Here is a 15,392-nt window from a genome sequence, read left to right as displayed (position 1 = left end):
GTCGCAGATGGTTACATCTGTAACAAATCGGCGGAAGCGTCAAACAGAAGGGCAGGCATATGACCGATCAGGGGAAGGGGCCGGCATCGTATCGCCCGGCGGCTGCGCCCGCTCATGGCTGACCGGCTGGTCCTGCTCGGCACCAAGGGCGGCCCGGCGCTGAGGCCGGGCGGACCTTGGCCGACCTCGTCGCTTCTCGAGATCGGGGGTCGCTCGATCGTCGTCGATTGCGGCCTGGGCGTGACGCGCGCGCTCACCGAAGCCGGCGTGGGTCTCAAGACGCTCGACCTCGTCTTCATCACCCACCTTCATTCCGACCATGTGCTGGAGCTCGGACCGCTGCTTCACACGGCCTGGACCGCCGGCCTCGCCAGAACGGTACGGGTGTACGGACCCGCCGGCACCGGCCACTATTGGCAGCGATTCTTGCAGTCGATGGAGTTCGACATCGAGATCCGCATCGGCGACGAGGGCAGGCCGGACCTGCGCGATCTCGTCGTCGTGGAGGAATTCACCGAAGGCCCCGTGATGGAGGCCGGCGGCCTCGCCGTCAGTGCGCTGCGCGTCGATCACCCGCCCGTGACGGAGTGTTTCGCCCTGCGTTTCGAGAGCGGCGGCAAGAGCGTCGTCTTCTCGGCCGACACCACTTTGTTCCCACCGCTCGCCGGTTTCGCCCGAGGCGCATCCATCCTCGTTCATGAGGCGATGCTGGAGGAGGGGATCGACCGGCTCGTGGCGCGAACCGGCAACGGTGCGCGGCTGAAGGAACATCTGCTGGCGAGCCACACTTTGGCCGCCGATGCCGGGCGCATCGCCGCAGACGCCGGCGTCGGCCATCTCGTGCTCCATCATCTGATCCCCGCCGACGATCCCGGAATAGGCGAAAGCGACTGGATCGACGCCGTCAGGACGAGCTGGAACGGTCCCCTGACCATCGGCCGCGACGGGCTTGCACTCGACCTGCCGGCGAAAGGGGCGGGCGGCTGAGCGGGATGGACCCACGCGCGATCGACCCAAGCAGGCGAGGGGATACCGGCTTCCGACCGTTCAGGCTACCGGCACCTCATAGGCCGAGAAGTGTGAATCCACGGTCATGACCGTCAGGCCCTCCAGCCTCGCCTGTGCAACAAGAAGCCGATCGAACGGATCGCCATGGTGCAAGGGCAGGGAGGCAACCGCCTCGGCATGCTCGGCCGTGATCGGCATGATCTCGGCATCGAGTTTTCGAATGACGGAAAGAAGGTCCGATGGCGCGGCGAGCTTTCCCAGCGTCCGCTTGATCGCGATCTCCCAGATGGACACAGCGCTGACGACCTGCGCGGGCCGCTGCTCCAATATGTCCCGAAGACGTGCCGGCAACCTGTCGTCGCCGTTGAGGATCCAAAGCAGAATATGGGTGTCGAGCAGATACCGGCTGTTATTCACGGCATGTACTCATGGAACTCCTCGAGCGGCTCGTCGAAGTCGTCGGAAATCCAGATCTGGCCCTTCAACGCCCCGAGCAGCGGGGGTTTGCGCACCTCACCTTCCGGCGGCACCACGCGAGCGACGACCTTGCCATGGCGCGTGACGAGGATTTCCTCGCCGGCTTCGGCGCGTTTGATCAGCTCGGAGAATTTGGCTTTTGCCTCGGCTATCGAGATGTTCATGGCCAGGACCCTTATGACCAGAATTTAGGTCATAATTTTCGATTGTTCAACTGACGCTGCAAGGGCTTGTCCCGTGGCGTTGAGCTGTGCAATCTCATGCAAAAGACATGCGGCTGGGAAGGCAACCTCATGGAAACGACGCAACTCGATCCTTTCGACCGCAAGATCCTTGCGCTGCTCCAGGCGGATGCGCGGCTGACCAACAACGACCTCTCGGCCACGGTCAACCTGTCGCCCTCGCAATGCTCGCGGCGCCGCCAGCGGCTCGAGGAGGAGGGATACATCAAGGGCTATCGCGCGGTGCTCGACCGCGACCGGCTCGGTTTCTCGCTCACCAATATGGTGACGGTCACGCTCGCTACGCACAATCGCGACAACGCCCGGCGTTTCGCCGAACTGGTCGCCCGCCTGCCCGAGGTCCAGGAGGCGCACGCGCTCACCGGCGAGATGGACTACATCCTCAAGGTCGTGACCCCGAACCTGAAGGCCCTGTCCGAATTCGTCAACGGCGAGCTGTTGCCGCATGAAGCGGTCCAGCACGTGAAGACGGCCATCGTTCTGGAAACGCTCAAGGAAACCGGCTCGCTGCCGCTGTGAGCGGAGATCCGGGGGGAGGGCTGTTCAGCCCTTCGCCTGCTGCACGAGGCCGTAGAGATTGGTGCAGCGCGCCCCCGACCGGCAATAGGCGAAGACCGGGCCTTGCATCTCCTCGAGCGCGGCCGCCATGTCGGTGACGTTGTCGGCCGTGATCTGGCCGCTGATCACGGGGATATGGCGGAACTCAAGCCCGGCGGCCTCGGCCGCGGCGCGAACGCTCGCGGCGGAAGGCTGGCCGGGCTGCTCGTCGTCCGGACGGTTGCATATGACGCTCCGGAAGCCCGCGGCCTTCAGGGCCGCGACCTCGTCAGGGGTGATCTGGCCGGAAACGGAGTAGTCGTCGCTGATCTGGCGGTATTCCATCGTTCTGTCCTCAAAAGCCATCGGCAGGCATGTCGCTGTCTTGCCACCGACAGACGCCAACCGCAACTGCCTGGGCCGGAGCTAAGGAAACATCGGAAAATAACCCCTTCGCACTGCATCGCCCCTCACTGTCCTGCCGGACGACCGGCCGGGTCCCCGCTGCTGCGTAGCGTCCCGGCGTTCGCTGGCCTTTCATCGTGCCACTGGCACGATGAATTCGCTCCGCGAACCGGCTGCTCGCCCCCGCAAGCGGGTAGAGAGCCGATCGGATCTACTCATTGCCTATCGCAGGGTTTCCGACTGGCGAAATTCAAGCGGCAAGCCTCTCTCTCCCCGCGTGCGGGGAGAGATGTCCGGCAGGACAGTGAGGGGCAACCCGGTGGCGACAGCACGTCCTTCGCCAGATTTTCGGTCGAGGCGATTCGGTTGATTCGAGATCCCCTAGGCCACCGCCAGGCCCCCAAGCTCAGCCAGGGCGCGCAAATGATGGTCGCTGTCGCCGAAGGTGAGATCGATCATGGCGGCGCGCTTGAGATAGTGGCCGACCGCATATTCCATGGTCATGCCTACGCCGCCGTGAAGCTGCACCGCGTTCTCGCCGACCAGACGTCCGCCGCGGCCGATTTCGGTCTTGGCCGCATGCATGGCGCGCGCCCGCTCCTGCCGATCGTCGCTGTCGGCCATCATCGTGGCATAGAGCGTGATCGAGCGCGCCTGCTCCAGCGCCACATACATGTCGACCGCCTTGTGCTGCAGCACCTGGAACGCGCCGATCGGCACGCCGAACTGCTTGCGCACCTTGAGATAGTCGACGGTGAGCCCATGCATGGCCGACATCACACCGACCGCCTCGGCGCAGAGTGCGGCGATCGCCTGGTCGACGACCTTCTCCACCAGCGGCAGCCCTTTCTCGGGATCGCCCAGCACGGCTTCCGCCGGCACCTTCACCTTGTCGAAGGCGATTTCTGCACCGCGTTGCCCATCCTGCATGACGTAGCCGCGGCGCGACACGCCGGCCGCATTGGCGTCGACCACGAAGACGCCGATCCCGCCGGCATCGCGCGATGCTCCCGCCGTGCGGGCGGTGACGACGAGCGTGTCGGCGCTGTCGCCATGAAGCACCACGCCCTTGGCGCCCGACAGGACGAAGCCGCCGCCGTCCTTCCGCGCGGTCGTCTCGACATGGTTGAGATCGTAGCGCGAGCCGCGCTCGACCTGGGCGAAGGCGAGTTTTCGCGCGCCCTCGGCGATCTGCGGGATGATCTCGGCCCGCTGCGCATCGCTCCCGCCGAGACGCAGGAAAGCGCCGCCCAGCACCGTGGTGGTGAAATAGGGTTCGAGCGCCAGCACCTTGCCCAGCGCCTCCATGACGATCATCGTCTCGACCGGCCCGCCGCCGATGCCGCCGTCGTCCTCCGCAAAAGGCAGCGCCATCAGCCCCATCTCGGCATAGCGCCCCCACATCTCGGTGCTCCAGCCCTCCGGCGAAGCCATGAAACGCTTGCGCTCCTCGAAGCCGTAATTGTCGGCCAGGAGCCGGTCGAGCGAATCCTTGAGGATCGACTGTTCTTCAGTAAGGTCGAAGTCCATGGGTGGTTCCATTCTTGTTTGGATGGCCGAACGCTGTGCTGGACAATTTGATTGTTGCTCCGGGGTTACCCCTCATCCGACCTCGCCCTACGGGCGAGGCCACCTTCTCCCACAAGGGGAGAAGGGAACACCTGCAACAACGTCTCGGCCAATCTCCAGCGTCGGCGATTTGCAGAGTCGGCCAAACCAGGCTCCGGCCTTCTCCCCTTGTGGGAGAAGGTGGCCGCGCGCAGCGCGGTCGGATGAGGGGTACCCCAGGCACAACGGTCAAAGCCTTCGGCACCAGCATCAAATCACCATCAAAGCCCCAGCACCGCCTTGGCGATGATGTTCTTCTGGATTTCGTTCGAGCCGCCATAGATCGAGACCTTGCGCGCGTTGAAATAGGTCGGCGCGGCATGCGCCCCGTAGCCCGGCCCGATCGGTGGTTCGTTCCAGCCTTCCTCCGGCTCCGGCTGATAGGGCATGGCATAGGGTCCCATCACCTCCATGAGGAGATGCGTGGCGGCCTGCTGGATCTCCGAGCCCTTGATCTTCAGATAGGAGGAGGCGGGGTCGGGCTTGCCTGTGTTGCCGCGCTTGGCGTCGGCGGCAACGACGCGCAACTGGGTGAGTTCCAGCGCCTTCAGCTCGATCTCGACCGAGGCGAGCTTCTCGCGGAAGCGCTGGTCCTCGATCAGCGGCCGGCCGCCGGAAAGCTCCTTGGCGGCAAGCTCGCGGATGCGGGCGAGGCGCTGCTTCGACATGCCGATGCGCGCGATGTTGGTGCGCTCGTTGCCGAGCAGGAACTTGGCATAGTCCCAGCCCTTGTTCTCCTCGCCGACGAGGTTCTCCACCGGCACCCTGACATCGGTCAGGAACACCTCGTTGATCTCGCGTCCCCCGTCGATCGTCACGATCGGGCGCACCTCGATACCAGGGGTCTTCATGTCGATCAGCAGGAAGGAGATGCCCTCCTGCTTCTTGGCCTCCGGATCGGTGCGCACCAGGCAGAAGATCCAGTCGGCATATTGGGCGAGCGTCGTCCAGGTCTTCTGGCCATTGACGACATAGTGGTCGCCGTCGCGCACGGCGCGCGTCTTCAGCGAGGCAAGGTCCGACCCCGCTCCGGGTTCGGAAAAGCCCTGGCACCACCAATGATCGAGATTGCGGATCGCAGGCAGGAAGCGTTCCTTCTGCACGGCACTGCCGAAGGTGTAGATCACGGGCCCGACCATGTTGACGCCGAAGGCCAGCGGCTGCGGCGCCGGATATTTCTGCATCTCCTCCAGGAAGATGTATTGCCGCATCGGGTCCCAGCCGGTGCCACCATATTCGGCCGGCCAATGGGCCGCGGCCCAGCCCTTCTGGTCGAGCAGCCGCGACCAGGCGACCAGTTCGTCCCTGCTCACCATCTCGCCGTCGATCAGCTTCTGGCGGACGCTATCCGGCACATGTTCGCGGAAGAACTGGCGCACCTCCGCACGAAAGGCGTTTTCCTCGTCTGTGAAGCGCAGGTCCATGGTTGGCTCCCATTTTTTCCTCAGTCGCCGGCGCGGCCCGTCCGGGCCGGTTAGAGCGCCGCGCGTCCATTCGGACGCGCAAGGACGCTCTAAGACTTTACGTTGCCGCATCGTGCTTTCGAAAATCGAATACGATTTTCGGCCGATGCGGTGGCTTTCGCGCCAACGGGCGTGGGCCACGCGGTCGCGCTCTCCGACGGTCGATTTTGTCGACCGTCGGTATCAGTTGATCTCGAACAGACCGGCCGCGCCCATGCCGCCGCCGACGCACATGGTGACGACGGCATATTTGACGCCGCGCCGCTTGCCTTCGATCAGCGCATGGCCGGCAAGCCGTGCGCCGCTCATCCCATAGGGGTGACCGACCGCGATCGCGCCGCCATTGACGTTGAGCTTTTCCGGATCGATGCCCAGCCGGTCGCGGCAATAGAGCACCTGCACGGCGAAGGCCTCGTTCAGCTCCCACAGGCCGATGTCGTCGATCTTGAGGCCGTGGCGTTCGAGCAGGCGCGGCACCGCGAAGACCGGGCCGATACCCATCTCGTCGGGCTCGCAGCCGGCGACGTTGAAGCCGCGCAGCACGCCGAGTGGTGTCAGTCCGCGCCGTGCCGCCTCCTTGTCGCTCATCATCACACTGGCCGACGCGCCGTCGGACAGCTGGCTGGCGTTGCCGGCGGTGATGGTGAAACCCTCGCCGCGCACGGGCTTCAGGGCCGCCAGGCCTTCCGCCGTGGTGTCGGCGCGCGGCCCCTCGTCATGGGCGAGTTCGGTCTCCTTGTGGCTGATCTCCTTGGTCTCCTTGTCGACGACGGCCATGACCGTGCGGATCGGCGCGATCTCGGCGGAAAAACGTCCGGCCTCGCGCGCGGCGGCGACACGCCGCTGGCTTTCGAGCGAATAGGCGTCCTGGCGCTCGCGCGAAATGCCATAGCGCTTGGCCACGACCTCGGCCGTGTCGATCATCGGCATATAGACTTCGGGCTTGATCGCCATCAGTTTCTCGTCGATCAGCTTGAAGGTGTTCTGCTTGTCGTTCTGCACGAGGCTGATCGATTCCAGGCCGCCCGCGATGCCGGCCTTCACGCCGTCGTTGCGGATCGCATTGGCGAGCAGCGCCATGGCCTGCAGGCCCGACGCGCATTGCCGGTCGATCGTCGTGCCGGCGACGGTGACGGGAAGGCCGGCGGTCAGGAGGGCGCGGCGTGCCGCGTTCAGCCCCGTCGTGCCCTGCTGCATGGCGCAGCCCATGACCACGTCCTCGATCTCGGCGCCGTCGAGGCCGGAGCGGGCGAGCGCCTGGGCGATGGCGTGGCCGCCGAGCGTCGCCCCGCAGGTGTCGTTGAGCGCGCCGCGATAGGCCTTGCCGATCGGCGTGCGGGCGGTGGATACGATGACGGCGTCGACCATGGTCTTCTCCTAAGGGGTGTTCGAAGCGGCCGCGGCCCTCCGGGCTGCCTCTTCCTGTTTCAGTTCGAGTTTCGACAGCTTGCCCACCGCCGTGCGTGGCAGGGCGGGGCGGATCTCCAGCGCCTCCGGCATCTCGTGCCGTCCGAGCCGGCCCGCGAGGAAGGCGCGCAGTTGATCGAGGGTGAGTTGCGGCGCGCCGTCGCGCAGCTTGACGAAGGCTTGTGCGGCCTCGCCCCGATAGGGGTCGGCGACGCCGATGACGAGCACTTCCTCGATATCAGGATGCTCATAGATCGCCTGTTCGATCATCTGCGGATAGACGTTGTAGCCGCCCGAGATGATCATGTCCTTCTTGCGGTCGACGATGAAGAGGAAACCGTCCTCGTCCATGTAACCGATGTCGCCTGTCAGGAGCCCGCCGTCGGAGAAGGAGGCGCGGGTCTCCTCTTCCCGGTTCAGATAGCCGCGCGTGACATTGGGGCCGAAGACGCGGAGCTCGCCGGTTTCCCCAAGCTTCAGCACGCGTCGTGGATCGTCGAGCGCGACGATGTCCATATAGATGCCGGGCAGGGGCACGCCGACCGTGCCTGCCTTGTCTGGCCGGCCCTTGGGGATGTTGGCGCCGGCCGGCGAGGTTTCCGTCATGCCCCATCCGCCGAGCAGTTCGAGGCCTGTCATGGCGTTGAGCTTGCGCGCGACCTCGACGGGCAATGGCGCGCCGCCGGAGGCGCAGTAGCGCAGGCTGGAGAGATCGCGTTTCTCGAAGCCCGGCAGCGCGCAGAGCGCGATCCACATCGTGGGCACGCCGGCGAAGGATGTCGCGCCGTTCTCGATCTCGGCCAGGGCCGTCTGCGGGTCGAAACGCGTGTGCATGACCAGCGTCTGCCCGCTGGACAGGGCCCGCAGCATGACGGAGACCAAGGCATAGATATGGAAAAGGGGCAGGAAGAGCAGCACCCGTTCCTTGCCCGGCTGCGAAAGCTGCTCGGCGCGAGACCAGAGGTCGTAGGCGGAGACCGCGGCCGAAAGATTGGCGTGGCTGAGCATCGCGCCCTTGGGCAGGCCGGTCGTGCCGCCGGTATATTGCAGCAGCGCGAGATCATCGACATGGACGTCGGGGAAGCGTGATGCAGTCTCGACCGCCGTGAAGCCGGACCAGCGCTGGACCCCCGCGCCCGAAGCCATCGGGCCGGTGAGCGCCGAAGGGCCGAAGGCCTCGTCCTCGCCCACGATCAATGTGTCGACCAGGCCTTCGGCCAGCAGCGCTTCGGCCTTGACGGCAAGGTCGCCGATATTGGTCGTCACGATTGTGCGCGCGCCGCTGTCGGTGAGTTTGTGAGCGAGCACGCGGGGGCTGTCGAGGGGGCTCAGATGCACGATCGTCGCGCCGGCCTTGAGCGCGCCGAAGAAGGCGTAGGGATGGTAGAGCGTATTGGGCAGCAGAAGCGCGATGCGGGCGCCAGGGCCGAGGCCGGCCGCGAGGAAGGCGCTGGCCGCACGCTCGACCTTTGCCTTCAACTCGCGATAGGTGAGCGAAACGTCGCGGAAGACGAAGGCCGGCCTGTCGCCGAAATTCTCGGACGAGCGGTCGATCGCGGAAGCGACCGGCCACGTGTCGAGCCGGCTGTCGGGTCGGCAGCCGGCCGGATAGGACTTCGCCCAGGGCCACGGCCCCGGGAAGGTCCCGGCTTGCGTCATGCGGCAGCCTCACGCAGTTCGGCGAACGAGCCGCCCGACGCAGCCAGCCGGCGCAGCAGCGGCGCCGGTTCGAACACGGCCTTGCCGGTGCGGGTGTGCCAGTGATCGAGCCTTTCGACGATCTTCTTCAGACCGTGGGCTTCGGCCCAGAACATCGGGCCGCCCTTGCCGACCGGGAATCCGTAGCCATTGACCCAGACGATGTCGATGTCGGAGGCGCGTGCGGCGATACCTTCCTCGAGGATGCGCGCGCCCTCGTTGATCATCGGATAGAGCGAGCGCTCCGTGATCTCCTCGGCCGAAATCTCACGGCGCTCGATGCCGCGCTCGCGCGCCTTCTCCTCGATCAGCTTCTCGACCTCGGGGTCGTTCTTTGGCGTGCGGCCGTTCTCGTAGAGATAGTATCCACTGCCGGTCTTCTGGCCGAAGCGGCCTTGCTCGCACAGCGGGTCGGCGATCGCAGCCGTCTTGCCGAGCGACTTGCGGTTGCGCCAGCCGATGTCGAGGCCGGCGAGGTCGGCCATCTGGAACGGTCCCATCGGCCAGCCGAAATCGGTGAAGGACTTGTCGACTTCGGCCGGGCTCGCGCCTTCGAGCAGCAGATCCTCGCTGTCGGCGGAGCGTGCCGCCAGCATGCGGTTGCCGACGAAGCCGTGGCAGACGCCGACCACCACCGGAACCTTGGCGATGCGCTTGGCGACCGCGAGCGCGGTGGCGAGCACGTCGGGCGCGGTCTTCTTGCCGCGCACGATCTCCAGCAGCTTCATCACATTGGCCGGCGAGAAGAAATGCAGGCCGACCACGTCTTGCGGCCGCGCGGTGATCGCGGCGATCTGGTCGACGTCGAGATAGGAGGTGTTGGAGGCGAGGATGGCGCCGGCCTTGGCGATCTTGTCGAGCTTGCCGAACACGTCCTTCTTGACGTCCATATCCTCGAACACGGCTTCGATGATGATGTCGCAGTCGGCGAGATCGGCATAGTCGGTGGTGCCGGTGAACATCGCCATCCGCTTGGTCTTGGCGTCCTCGGCGAGCGAGCCCCGGGAGACCGAGATGGCGTAGTTCTTTTCGATCGTGGCGAGGCCGCGATCGAGCGCTTCCTTGCTCATCTCAAGAAGGGTCACCGGAATGCCGCCATTGACGAAGGACATGGCGATGCCTCCGCCCATGGTCCCGGCGCCGATGATGCCGGCCCTGCGGATCTCGCGCGGCTTCACGTCCTTGCCGACGCCGGCGACCTTGGCCGCCTCGCGCTCGGCGAAGAAGAGGTGGCGCTGCGCGCGCGACTGTTCGCCGGAGACCAGATGCACGAAGAAGTCGCGTTCCTTGGCAAGCGCCTCGTCGAAGGGAAGGGTGATCGCGTTGCGGACCGACTGGGCGCAGGCGACGGGCGCTTCGAGGCCGCGCGCTTTCTTGGCGAGCTCGGCTGCATCGGCGTCGAAGGCTGCGAGGTCGGCCTCTTCGATCCTCTCGCGGCGGTCGCGCACGGCCTTGAACGGCCCGCCCTCGGCGACTTTTGCACGGGCGAATGCCACGGCGTTGGCGACGAGTTCGCCGTCATGCACGGCATCCACGAGGCCGCCCTGCAGGGCTTCGCCAGCGCCGATCGGCGTGCCCGAAACGATTACCTTGAGCGCCTTGCGGGGGCCGAGGATATAGGGCAGCCGCACCGTGCCGCCGGCACCCGGCAGGAGGCCGAGCTTCACTTCCGGCAGGCCGAGCCTGGCCTCCTTGACCGCGACACGGAAGTGGCAGCCGAGCGCCAGTTCCAGGCCGCCGCCGAGCGCGGTGCCGTGGATCGCGGCAACGGTCGGCTTCTCAATCTTCTCCAGAGTCGCGATCAGGTCGCGCAGGTCGGGCCGCTGCATCGGTTTGCCGAATTCGGTGATGTCGGCGCCTGCGACGAAGGTGCGTCCCGCGCAGGTGAGCACCATCGCCTTGACGGTGTCGTCGTCGCGCAGCGTTTCGAGCGCCGTCATCAGCGGTGCGCGCAGATGGAAGCTCAGTGCGTTGACCGGTGGATTGTCGAGGGTGATGACGGCGACGTCGGCGTCGCGGCTGACCGTGACCGGCTGGTTCATTATGTTCTCCATGCGATGACCGCCCGGCCCGGGAACGGCCGGGGCGGCTTGTTCAAACGTATCTGACTGACTTCAGGAAATTGGCGATGAGGTCGGCGACCGCGGCCGGCTGCTCGATATTCGGCAGGTGGCCCGCCCCTTCGATGATCCTGAATTCGGAACCGCGAATGAGGGCCGCCGTCGAACGCACGAGGTCGGGAGGGGTCGAGCCGTCCTGGTCGCCGACGACAAGCAGGGTGGGCTGCTTGATCGCGCGCGTCGATTCCGTCAGGTCGGCGTCGCGCAGCGCCGCGCAGGTGCCGGCATAGCCGTCGATGTCGGTGCGCACCAGCATCGCCGTATAGCCGACGAAATCGGGGTTCTCGGGAGAACGGTAGGCGGGCGTGAACCATCGCTGCATGACGGCTTCGGCGATCGAGGCGATGCCTTTTTCGGTCACCGCCTTGATGCGGTCGTTCCACATGGCATCCGTGCCGATCTTGTGGGCCGTGTCGCAAAGCACCAGCGCCGCCACTTTTTCCGGATGGAGCGCCGTAAGGCCCTGCGCGATCAGCCCGCCGACCGAAAGCCCGACCACGGCAGCGCGGTCGATGCCGAGATGGTCGAGAAGCGCGGCGAGATCCTCGACATGGTCGGCCAGCTTGTAGGGGGCTGGCGTCGACTCGGACAGGCCGTGGCCGCGCTTGTCGTAAAGCACGATGCGGTAGTCTGCCTGAAGCCGCCCCGCGACCGCGTCCCAGATCCGGAAGTCCGTGCCGAGCGAATTCGAAAAGACGAGCGGCGGCTTGCCCTCGGCACCGCGAAGCTCATGATGCAGCACGACGCCGTTGAGGCGCGCGAAAGCCATGCCGTACCTCCCAATTCAGGACATACTACCGAGTATGTTGCAATTGGGAGGCCGGGTCAATCGGGTCGCGGCCGGTTTTCCGCCGCGGCAGCCGCGATCTTGCGGGCATGGCCGCGTTTTGCGGCACACAGGCTGATTGCGCGGTTTACGCTGTCGCTCTCTGCCAGGCCGGGAACGGATCGGGCATGTCCTTCCAGAGCTCGGGGCGGAAGCAAGGCGCATCATCGACGAGGCATTCGTCCAGTTCGGCGCGGATGCGGATCTCGTTCATCGGGTGACAGCCGATGAAGACGATCTCCTGGCGCCGGTCGCCCCAGACCGGGTCCAGGTAGGGCTCGATCGAAGCCAGCCAGTCCGGGTGGTCGGGCCAGCGGCTCCTAGGCACCGACGACCACCAGAGGCCGCGCCTTTCGACCCGCACCAAGGCGCCGGCCTGGCTCATTTCGCCGACATGGTGCGGTCGCGTCGCCAGCCAGAAGAAGCCCTTGGCACGCACCACGCCCGGCCAGGCGCGGTCGAGGAAGGCCTGGAACCGCTTGGGCACGAAAGGTCTTCGGGCGCGATAGACGAAGGAGCGGATGCCGTATTCCTCGGTTTCGGGAACATGATCGCGAAAGCCGTTCAACTCCTTGAACCATAAAGGGTGCTGTTCGGCCTTGGCGAAGTCGAACCGGCCGGTAGCGAGCACCTTGTCCAGCGGCACCTTGCCGAAATCGGCCTCGATCAGTTCCGCGTCCGGATTGAGGGCGCGGATGATCCGGCGTGCTGCGGCGAGGTCGGAAGCCTTGGCGCTGCCGACCTTGTTGAGCACGATGATGTCGGCGAATTCGATCTGGTCGACGATAAGGTCGACAAGGGTGCGCTCGTCGGCCGAGCCGAGCGATTCGCCGCGATCGCGCAGATAGTCGACCGACGAATAGTCGCGAAGGAGGTGCATGGCGTCGACCACCGTGACCATGGTGTCGAGCCGGGCGACATCGGAGAGGCTGTCGCCGTTCTCGTCGCGGAACTCGAAGGTCGAGGCGACGGGCAGCGGCTCGGAAATGCCCGTCGATTCGATCAGCAGATAGTCGAAGCGGCCCTGCTCGGCGAGCGCGCGCACCTCCTTCAGCAGATCGTCGCGCAGCGTGCAGCAGATGCAGCCGTTGGACATCTCGACCAGCTTCTCGTCGGTACGCGACAGATCGGTTCCGTCGCGTACCAGTTCGGCGTCGATATTGATCTCGCTCATGTCGTTGACGATGACCGCGACGCGCCGGCCTTCGCGATTGTTGAGGATATGGTTCAGCAAGGTGGTCTTGCCCGCGCCGAGGAAGCCCGAAAGCACGGTTACGGGAAGGCGTTTGTCTGATGTAGGCATAGCTGCTCCCAAGGGATGTTCCGTGAGGTGGTCGGTGTTAATGAGCTTCGCCGGAGCCGCCGACGGCAACGATGTTGAATGGCTTGCCCTCGACGGCGATCTCGGCCGCCTTGGCGAAGGTCGCGGCGTCGACCAGATGGAGCAGGCCCTTCAGCGGATCGGTCACCGCGATCCTGTCGCCGGCGACGGCGATGCAGGGCCGCGGATCGTTCCAGTGGCCGTCCATGCTGTAGGGTTCGGTGAGCGCGATCGACCCGTCGAGCGCGCCGGAGATGACGTCGATCCGGTGGAGCTTGCCGTCTTCGGTGAAGACATAGGCGAATTTCGACCTGATGGGATCGACCGCGAAATGCACCCGCCGTGTCGGCAGTTCGATCAGCCGGAAAGGCGTCGAACCTTCGGGGTCGACGAGCACCACGGCATCCGGCCCGTAATTGCCGAGGAAATATTGCAGGCCCTTGCCGCCGATGAGGGTGGTCGACTTGCCGGATGGCAAGCCGCGATAGGGCAGGTGCTTGATCTCGGGGCCGTCCTTGCCCGGCCTCACGATGAGCAGGCCCTCGGCGCAGGCGAGGGCGAGCAGGTTGCCTGACGTGGCTTCACCATGGAGATCGGGGCATTGATAGGTCTCGCCGGCCCGTGCATCCGTGGCATCAAGCACCTTTATGCCGATCGGCAGTTCGTCGGCCGGTTTTTCGGGATGAGGCTCGGTCACCAGCACATGATCGCCCAGCGCGGCGGCGACGCCATGGTGCGGCGATGATGTCGCGACCTCGCGGATGATTGGGTTTCCCTCCAGGGCGGTCTTCTCACTGAAAACGCGCGCCAAGCCTTCGTCGTCGAAGAAGAGGGCGATGTCGCCCTTGTGCTCGACGAAATGCACGGGCTTGCGGCCGTGGACTTCCGCATCGAGCAGCCGCGGCGGCTCGATGGTGATGTCTCCGTGGTCGCCATGGTCGCCGAACACGATGCCGCTCGCCATTGCCGACACGACGTCGTCGTCGCGCTGCACGGCGAAGATCATACGCGCGCTGCTGGTCGCATAAAGGCGCGCCGGGCCCTTGAGTTTGAAATTGTCGATCTCGTTCCCGGTCAAGGCGTCGATCGCGCGTACGACGGGGGCGGCGTGATCCGCCACGAAAAGCCGCCACGCGGTCTTTTCCTCGGCCGAGGCATGGTTGGCAGCCAGTATGAGGCTCAGCGCGACGGCGGCTTTGCGAATGTTGAACATGATGTCTCCGTTCTTAATGTAATAACATAACAAATGAGCGCAAAACGAACGCACGTCGGCTCGCGCCTTATGGCGAAAGCCTTTGCTCGTCCGCCAATGATGTGTTCGGAACTCGACGCCCTGCTAGCTGCCCAGGATCGCGCCTTTGATCACCGAAACATTGTGGCGCATCAGGTCGATATAGGTGGAGGCACCGCCATCCGGAGCGGACAGGGCGTCCGAATAGAGTGTTCCTCCGACCTTCAGACCTGTTTCGCTGGCGATCTGCTCGATCAGCCGCGGGTTGGTGACGTTTTCGACGAAGATCGCGGACGCCTTGTCTTCCTTTACCTGCCGGATCAGCTTCGCGACATCCGCAGCCGATGCTTCGGCTTCTGTCGATATGCCTTCGGGCGCCAGGAAGGTGAGGCCGTAGGCATGCTCGAAATAGCCGAAGGCATCGTGCGAGGTGATGATCACACGCTTGTCCTCGGGGATCGAGGTGATCGTCTGCCTGACCTCGGCCTCTGTCGCATCGAGCTTTTCGGTGTAGGCGGCGGCATTGGCCTTGTAGGCATCACATCCGGCGGCGTCGGCCGCGCAGAATGCATCGGCGATGTTCTTCACATAGATCCTGGCATTGGCGATCGACTGGAAGGCGTGGGGATCGACGTCGCCGTGATGATGCCCATCGTCTTCCGCCTCGTCGTGATGGCCGTCTTCCATCTTGCGCGGTTCGACGCCCTTGCTCAGTTCGACGACGGCGGCCTTGGTGCCGCTCGCCTCGACCAGCCGGGACAGGAAACCCTCGAAATTCAGTCCGTTGACCAACACGACCTGGGCATCGGACATGGAAGCGGCGTCGGCCGGCCTCGGCTCGTACACATGGGCGTCGCCATCGGGGCCGACGAGTGTGGTCAGTTCGATGCGGTCGCCGCCGACATTCCTGGCGAAGTCGGCGATGATGGAGAAGGTCGCCACGACCTTCAGTTCCGCTGCCGAAGCCGCTGAAAGCGCGACGGGGGTTAATGTTATAACACTCGCAAGAGCGGCAAGCCGGGTCGTCTTAAGCAGCATGGAAAGTTCTC

The 15,392-nt window shown here is 65.2% G+C and carries 14 protein-coding genes; 2 read left to right on the top strand and 12 right to left on the bottom strand.

What is annotated here, in order from left to right:
- Positions 1-114 precede the first annotated feature (114 nt).
- Positions 115-987 carry an MBL fold metallo-hydrolase gene (locus JN280_RS31725; protein WP_202308148.1) on the top strand — a complete coding sequence of 291 codons (873 nt, stop codon included), beginning with the start codon at positions 115-117 and terminating at the stop codon, positions 985-987.
- Positions 988-1,047: 60 nt separating this feature from the next.
- Here the strand turns inward: JN280_RS31725 and JN280_RS31720 are convergent, their stop codons facing one another.
- Together JN280_RS31720 and JN280_RS31715 are read right to left on the bottom strand one after the other, a co-directional pair.
- A complete protein-coding gene (locus JN280_RS31720; RefSeq protein WP_202308147.1) occupies positions 1,048-1,425 on the bottom strand; it encodes a type II toxin-antitoxin system VapC family toxin in 378 nt (125 codons plus the stop codon).
- On the bottom strand, positions 1,422-1,649 hold the full coding sequence (locus tag JN280_RS31715; protein ID WP_202308146.1) for a type II toxin-antitoxin system Phd/YefM family antitoxin: 228 nt from the start codon (positions 1,647-1,649) through the stop codon (positions 1,422-1,424). Before JN280_RS31715 ends, JN280_RS31720 begins: the two co-directional genes overlap by 4 nt.
- Before the next feature lie 129 nt (positions 1,650-1,778).
- Between JN280_RS31715 and JN280_RS31710 the strand changes: the two genes are divergently transcribed.
- Entirely contained in the window at positions 1,779-2,246 is a 468-nt protein-coding gene (locus JN280_RS31710; RefSeq protein ID WP_202308145.1) for an Lrp/AsnC family transcriptional regulator, read from the top strand.
- Positions 2,247-2,270: 24 nt separating this feature from the next.
- On the opposite strand, the gene JN280_RS31705 is transcribed toward JN280_RS31710, so the two are convergent.
- The 10 genes from JN280_RS31705 to aztC all read right to left on the bottom strand — a co-directional run bounded on the left by JN280_RS31705 (position 2,271) and on the right by aztC (position 15,378).
- Positions 2,271-2,609, bottom strand: coding sequence for a TIGR01244 family sulfur transferase (locus tag JN280_RS31705; protein WP_202308144.1), 339 nt, complete (start codon positions 2,607-2,609; stop codon positions 2,271-2,273).
- Positions 2,610-3,050: 441 nt separating this feature from the next.
- Positions 3,051-4,199 (bottom strand): acyl-CoA dehydrogenase family protein, encoded by a 1,149-nt coding sequence (locus JN280_RS31700; protein ID WP_202308143.1) that lies wholly within the window; start codon positions 4,197-4,199, stop codon positions 3,051-3,053.
- 299 nt (positions 4,200-4,498) lie between these two features.
- A complete protein-coding gene (pimC, locus tag JN280_RS31695; protein ID WP_202308142.1) occupies positions 4,499-5,701 on the bottom strand; it encodes a pimeloyl-CoA dehydrogenase large subunit in 1,203 nt (400 codons plus the stop codon).
- A 222-nt stretch (positions 5,702-5,923) separates the two neighbouring features.
- Positions 5,924-7,108, bottom strand: coding sequence for an acetyl-CoA C-acyltransferase (locus JN280_RS31690; RefSeq protein ID WP_202308141.1), 1,185 nt, complete (start codon positions 7,106-7,108; stop codon positions 5,924-5,926).
- A 9-nt stretch (positions 7,109-7,117) separates the two neighbouring features.
- On the bottom strand, positions 7,118-8,806 hold the full coding sequence (locus JN280_RS31685) for an AMP-binding protein (protein ID WP_202308139.1): 1,689 nt from the start codon (positions 8,804-8,806) through the stop codon (positions 7,118-7,120).
- On the bottom strand, positions 8,803-10,887 hold the full coding sequence (locus tag JN280_RS31680; RefSeq protein ID WP_202308137.1) for a 3-hydroxyacyl-CoA dehydrogenase NAD-binding domain-containing protein: 2,085 nt from the start codon (positions 10,885-10,887) through the stop codon (positions 8,803-8,805). The genes JN280_RS31685 and JN280_RS31680 overlap by 4 nt, the downstream gene beginning before the upstream one ends.
- Positions 10,888-10,939: 52 nt before the next feature.
- The gene (pcaD, locus tag JN280_RS31675; RefSeq protein WP_202308135.1) at positions 10,940-11,734 is read right to left on the bottom strand and encodes a 3-oxoadipate enol-lactonase; all 795 of its coding nucleotides are present in this window, start codon (positions 11,732-11,734) and stop codon (positions 10,940-10,942) included.
- Between the two features lie 145 nt (positions 11,735-11,879).
- Positions 11,880-13,094, bottom strand: coding sequence for a zinc metallochaperone GTPase ZigA (gene zigA, locus JN280_RS31670; protein WP_202308133.1), 1,215 nt, complete (start codon positions 13,092-13,094; stop codon positions 11,880-11,882).
- Positions 13,095-13,131: 37 nt separating this feature from the next.
- Complete coding sequence (gene aztD, locus JN280_RS31665) at positions 13,132-14,325, bottom strand: zinc metallochaperone AztD (protein WP_202308132.1); 1,194 nt, start codon at positions 14,323-14,325, stop codon at positions 13,132-13,134.
- A gap of 123 nt (positions 14,326-14,448) precedes the next feature.
- The gene (aztC, locus tag JN280_RS31660; protein ID WP_202315157.1) at positions 14,449-15,378 is read right to left on the bottom strand and encodes a zinc ABC transporter substrate-binding protein AztC; all 930 of its coding nucleotides are present in this window, start codon (positions 15,376-15,378) and stop codon (positions 14,449-14,451) included.
- Positions 15,379-15,392 lie beyond the last annotated feature (14 nt).

The organism is Mesorhizobium sp. L-8-10 (assembly GCF_016756635.1).
GTDB lineage: Bacteria > Pseudomonadota > Alphaproteobacteria > Rhizobiales > Rhizobiaceae.
Note: the sequence above shows the minus strand (reverse complement) of the source record. Positions and strands in the feature narration are given on the sequence as shown.

Excerpts from the sequence above, each read along its gene's own strand:
- JN280_RS31700 (WP_202308143.1), bottom strand. The coding sequence starts at position 4,199 with ATGGACTTCGACCTTACTGAAGAACAGTCGATCCTCAAGGATTCGCTC.
- JN280_RS31690 (WP_202308141.1), bottom strand. The coding sequence starts at position 7,108 with ATGGTCGACGCCGTCATCGTATCCACCGCCCGCACGCCGATCGGCAAG.
- pimC (WP_202308142.1), bottom strand. The coding sequence starts at position 5,701 with ATGGACCTGCGCTTCACAGACGAGGAAAACGCCTTTCGTGCGGAGGTG.
- aztD (WP_202308132.1), bottom strand. The coding sequence starts at position 14,325 with ATGTTCAACATTCGCAAAGCCGCCGTCGCGCTGAGCCTCATACTGGCT.
- JN280_RS31685 (WP_202308139.1), bottom strand. The coding sequence starts at position 8,806 with ATGACGCAAGCCGGGACCTTCCCGGGGCCGTGGCCCTGGGCGAAGTCC.
- JN280_RS31715 (WP_202308146.1), bottom strand. The coding sequence starts at position 1,649 with ATGAACATCTCGATAGCCGAGGCAAAAGCCAAATTCTCCGAGCTGATC.
- JN280_RS31705 (WP_202308144.1), bottom strand. The coding sequence starts at position 2,609 with ATGGAATACCGCCAGATCAGCGACGACTACTCCGTTTCCGGCCAGATC.
- JN280_RS31680 (WP_202308137.1), bottom strand. The coding sequence starts at position 10,887 with ATGAACCAGCCGGTCACGGTCAGCCGCGACGCCGACGTCGCCGTCATC.
- JN280_RS31725 (WP_202308148.1), top strand. The coding sequence starts at position 115 with ATGGCTGACCGGCTGGTCCTGCTCGGCACCAAGGGCGGCCCGGCGCTG.
- JN280_RS31710 (WP_202308145.1), top strand. The coding sequence starts at position 1,779 with ATGGAAACGACGCAACTCGATCCTTTCGACCGCAAGATCCTTGCGCTG.
- pcaD (WP_202308135.1), bottom strand. The coding sequence starts at position 11,734 with ATGGCTTTCGCGCGCCTCAACGGCGTCGTGCTGCATCATGAGCTTCGC.
- zigA (WP_202308133.1), bottom strand. The coding sequence starts at position 13,094 with ATGCCTACATCAGACAAACGCCTTCCCGTAACCGTGCTTTCGGGCTTC.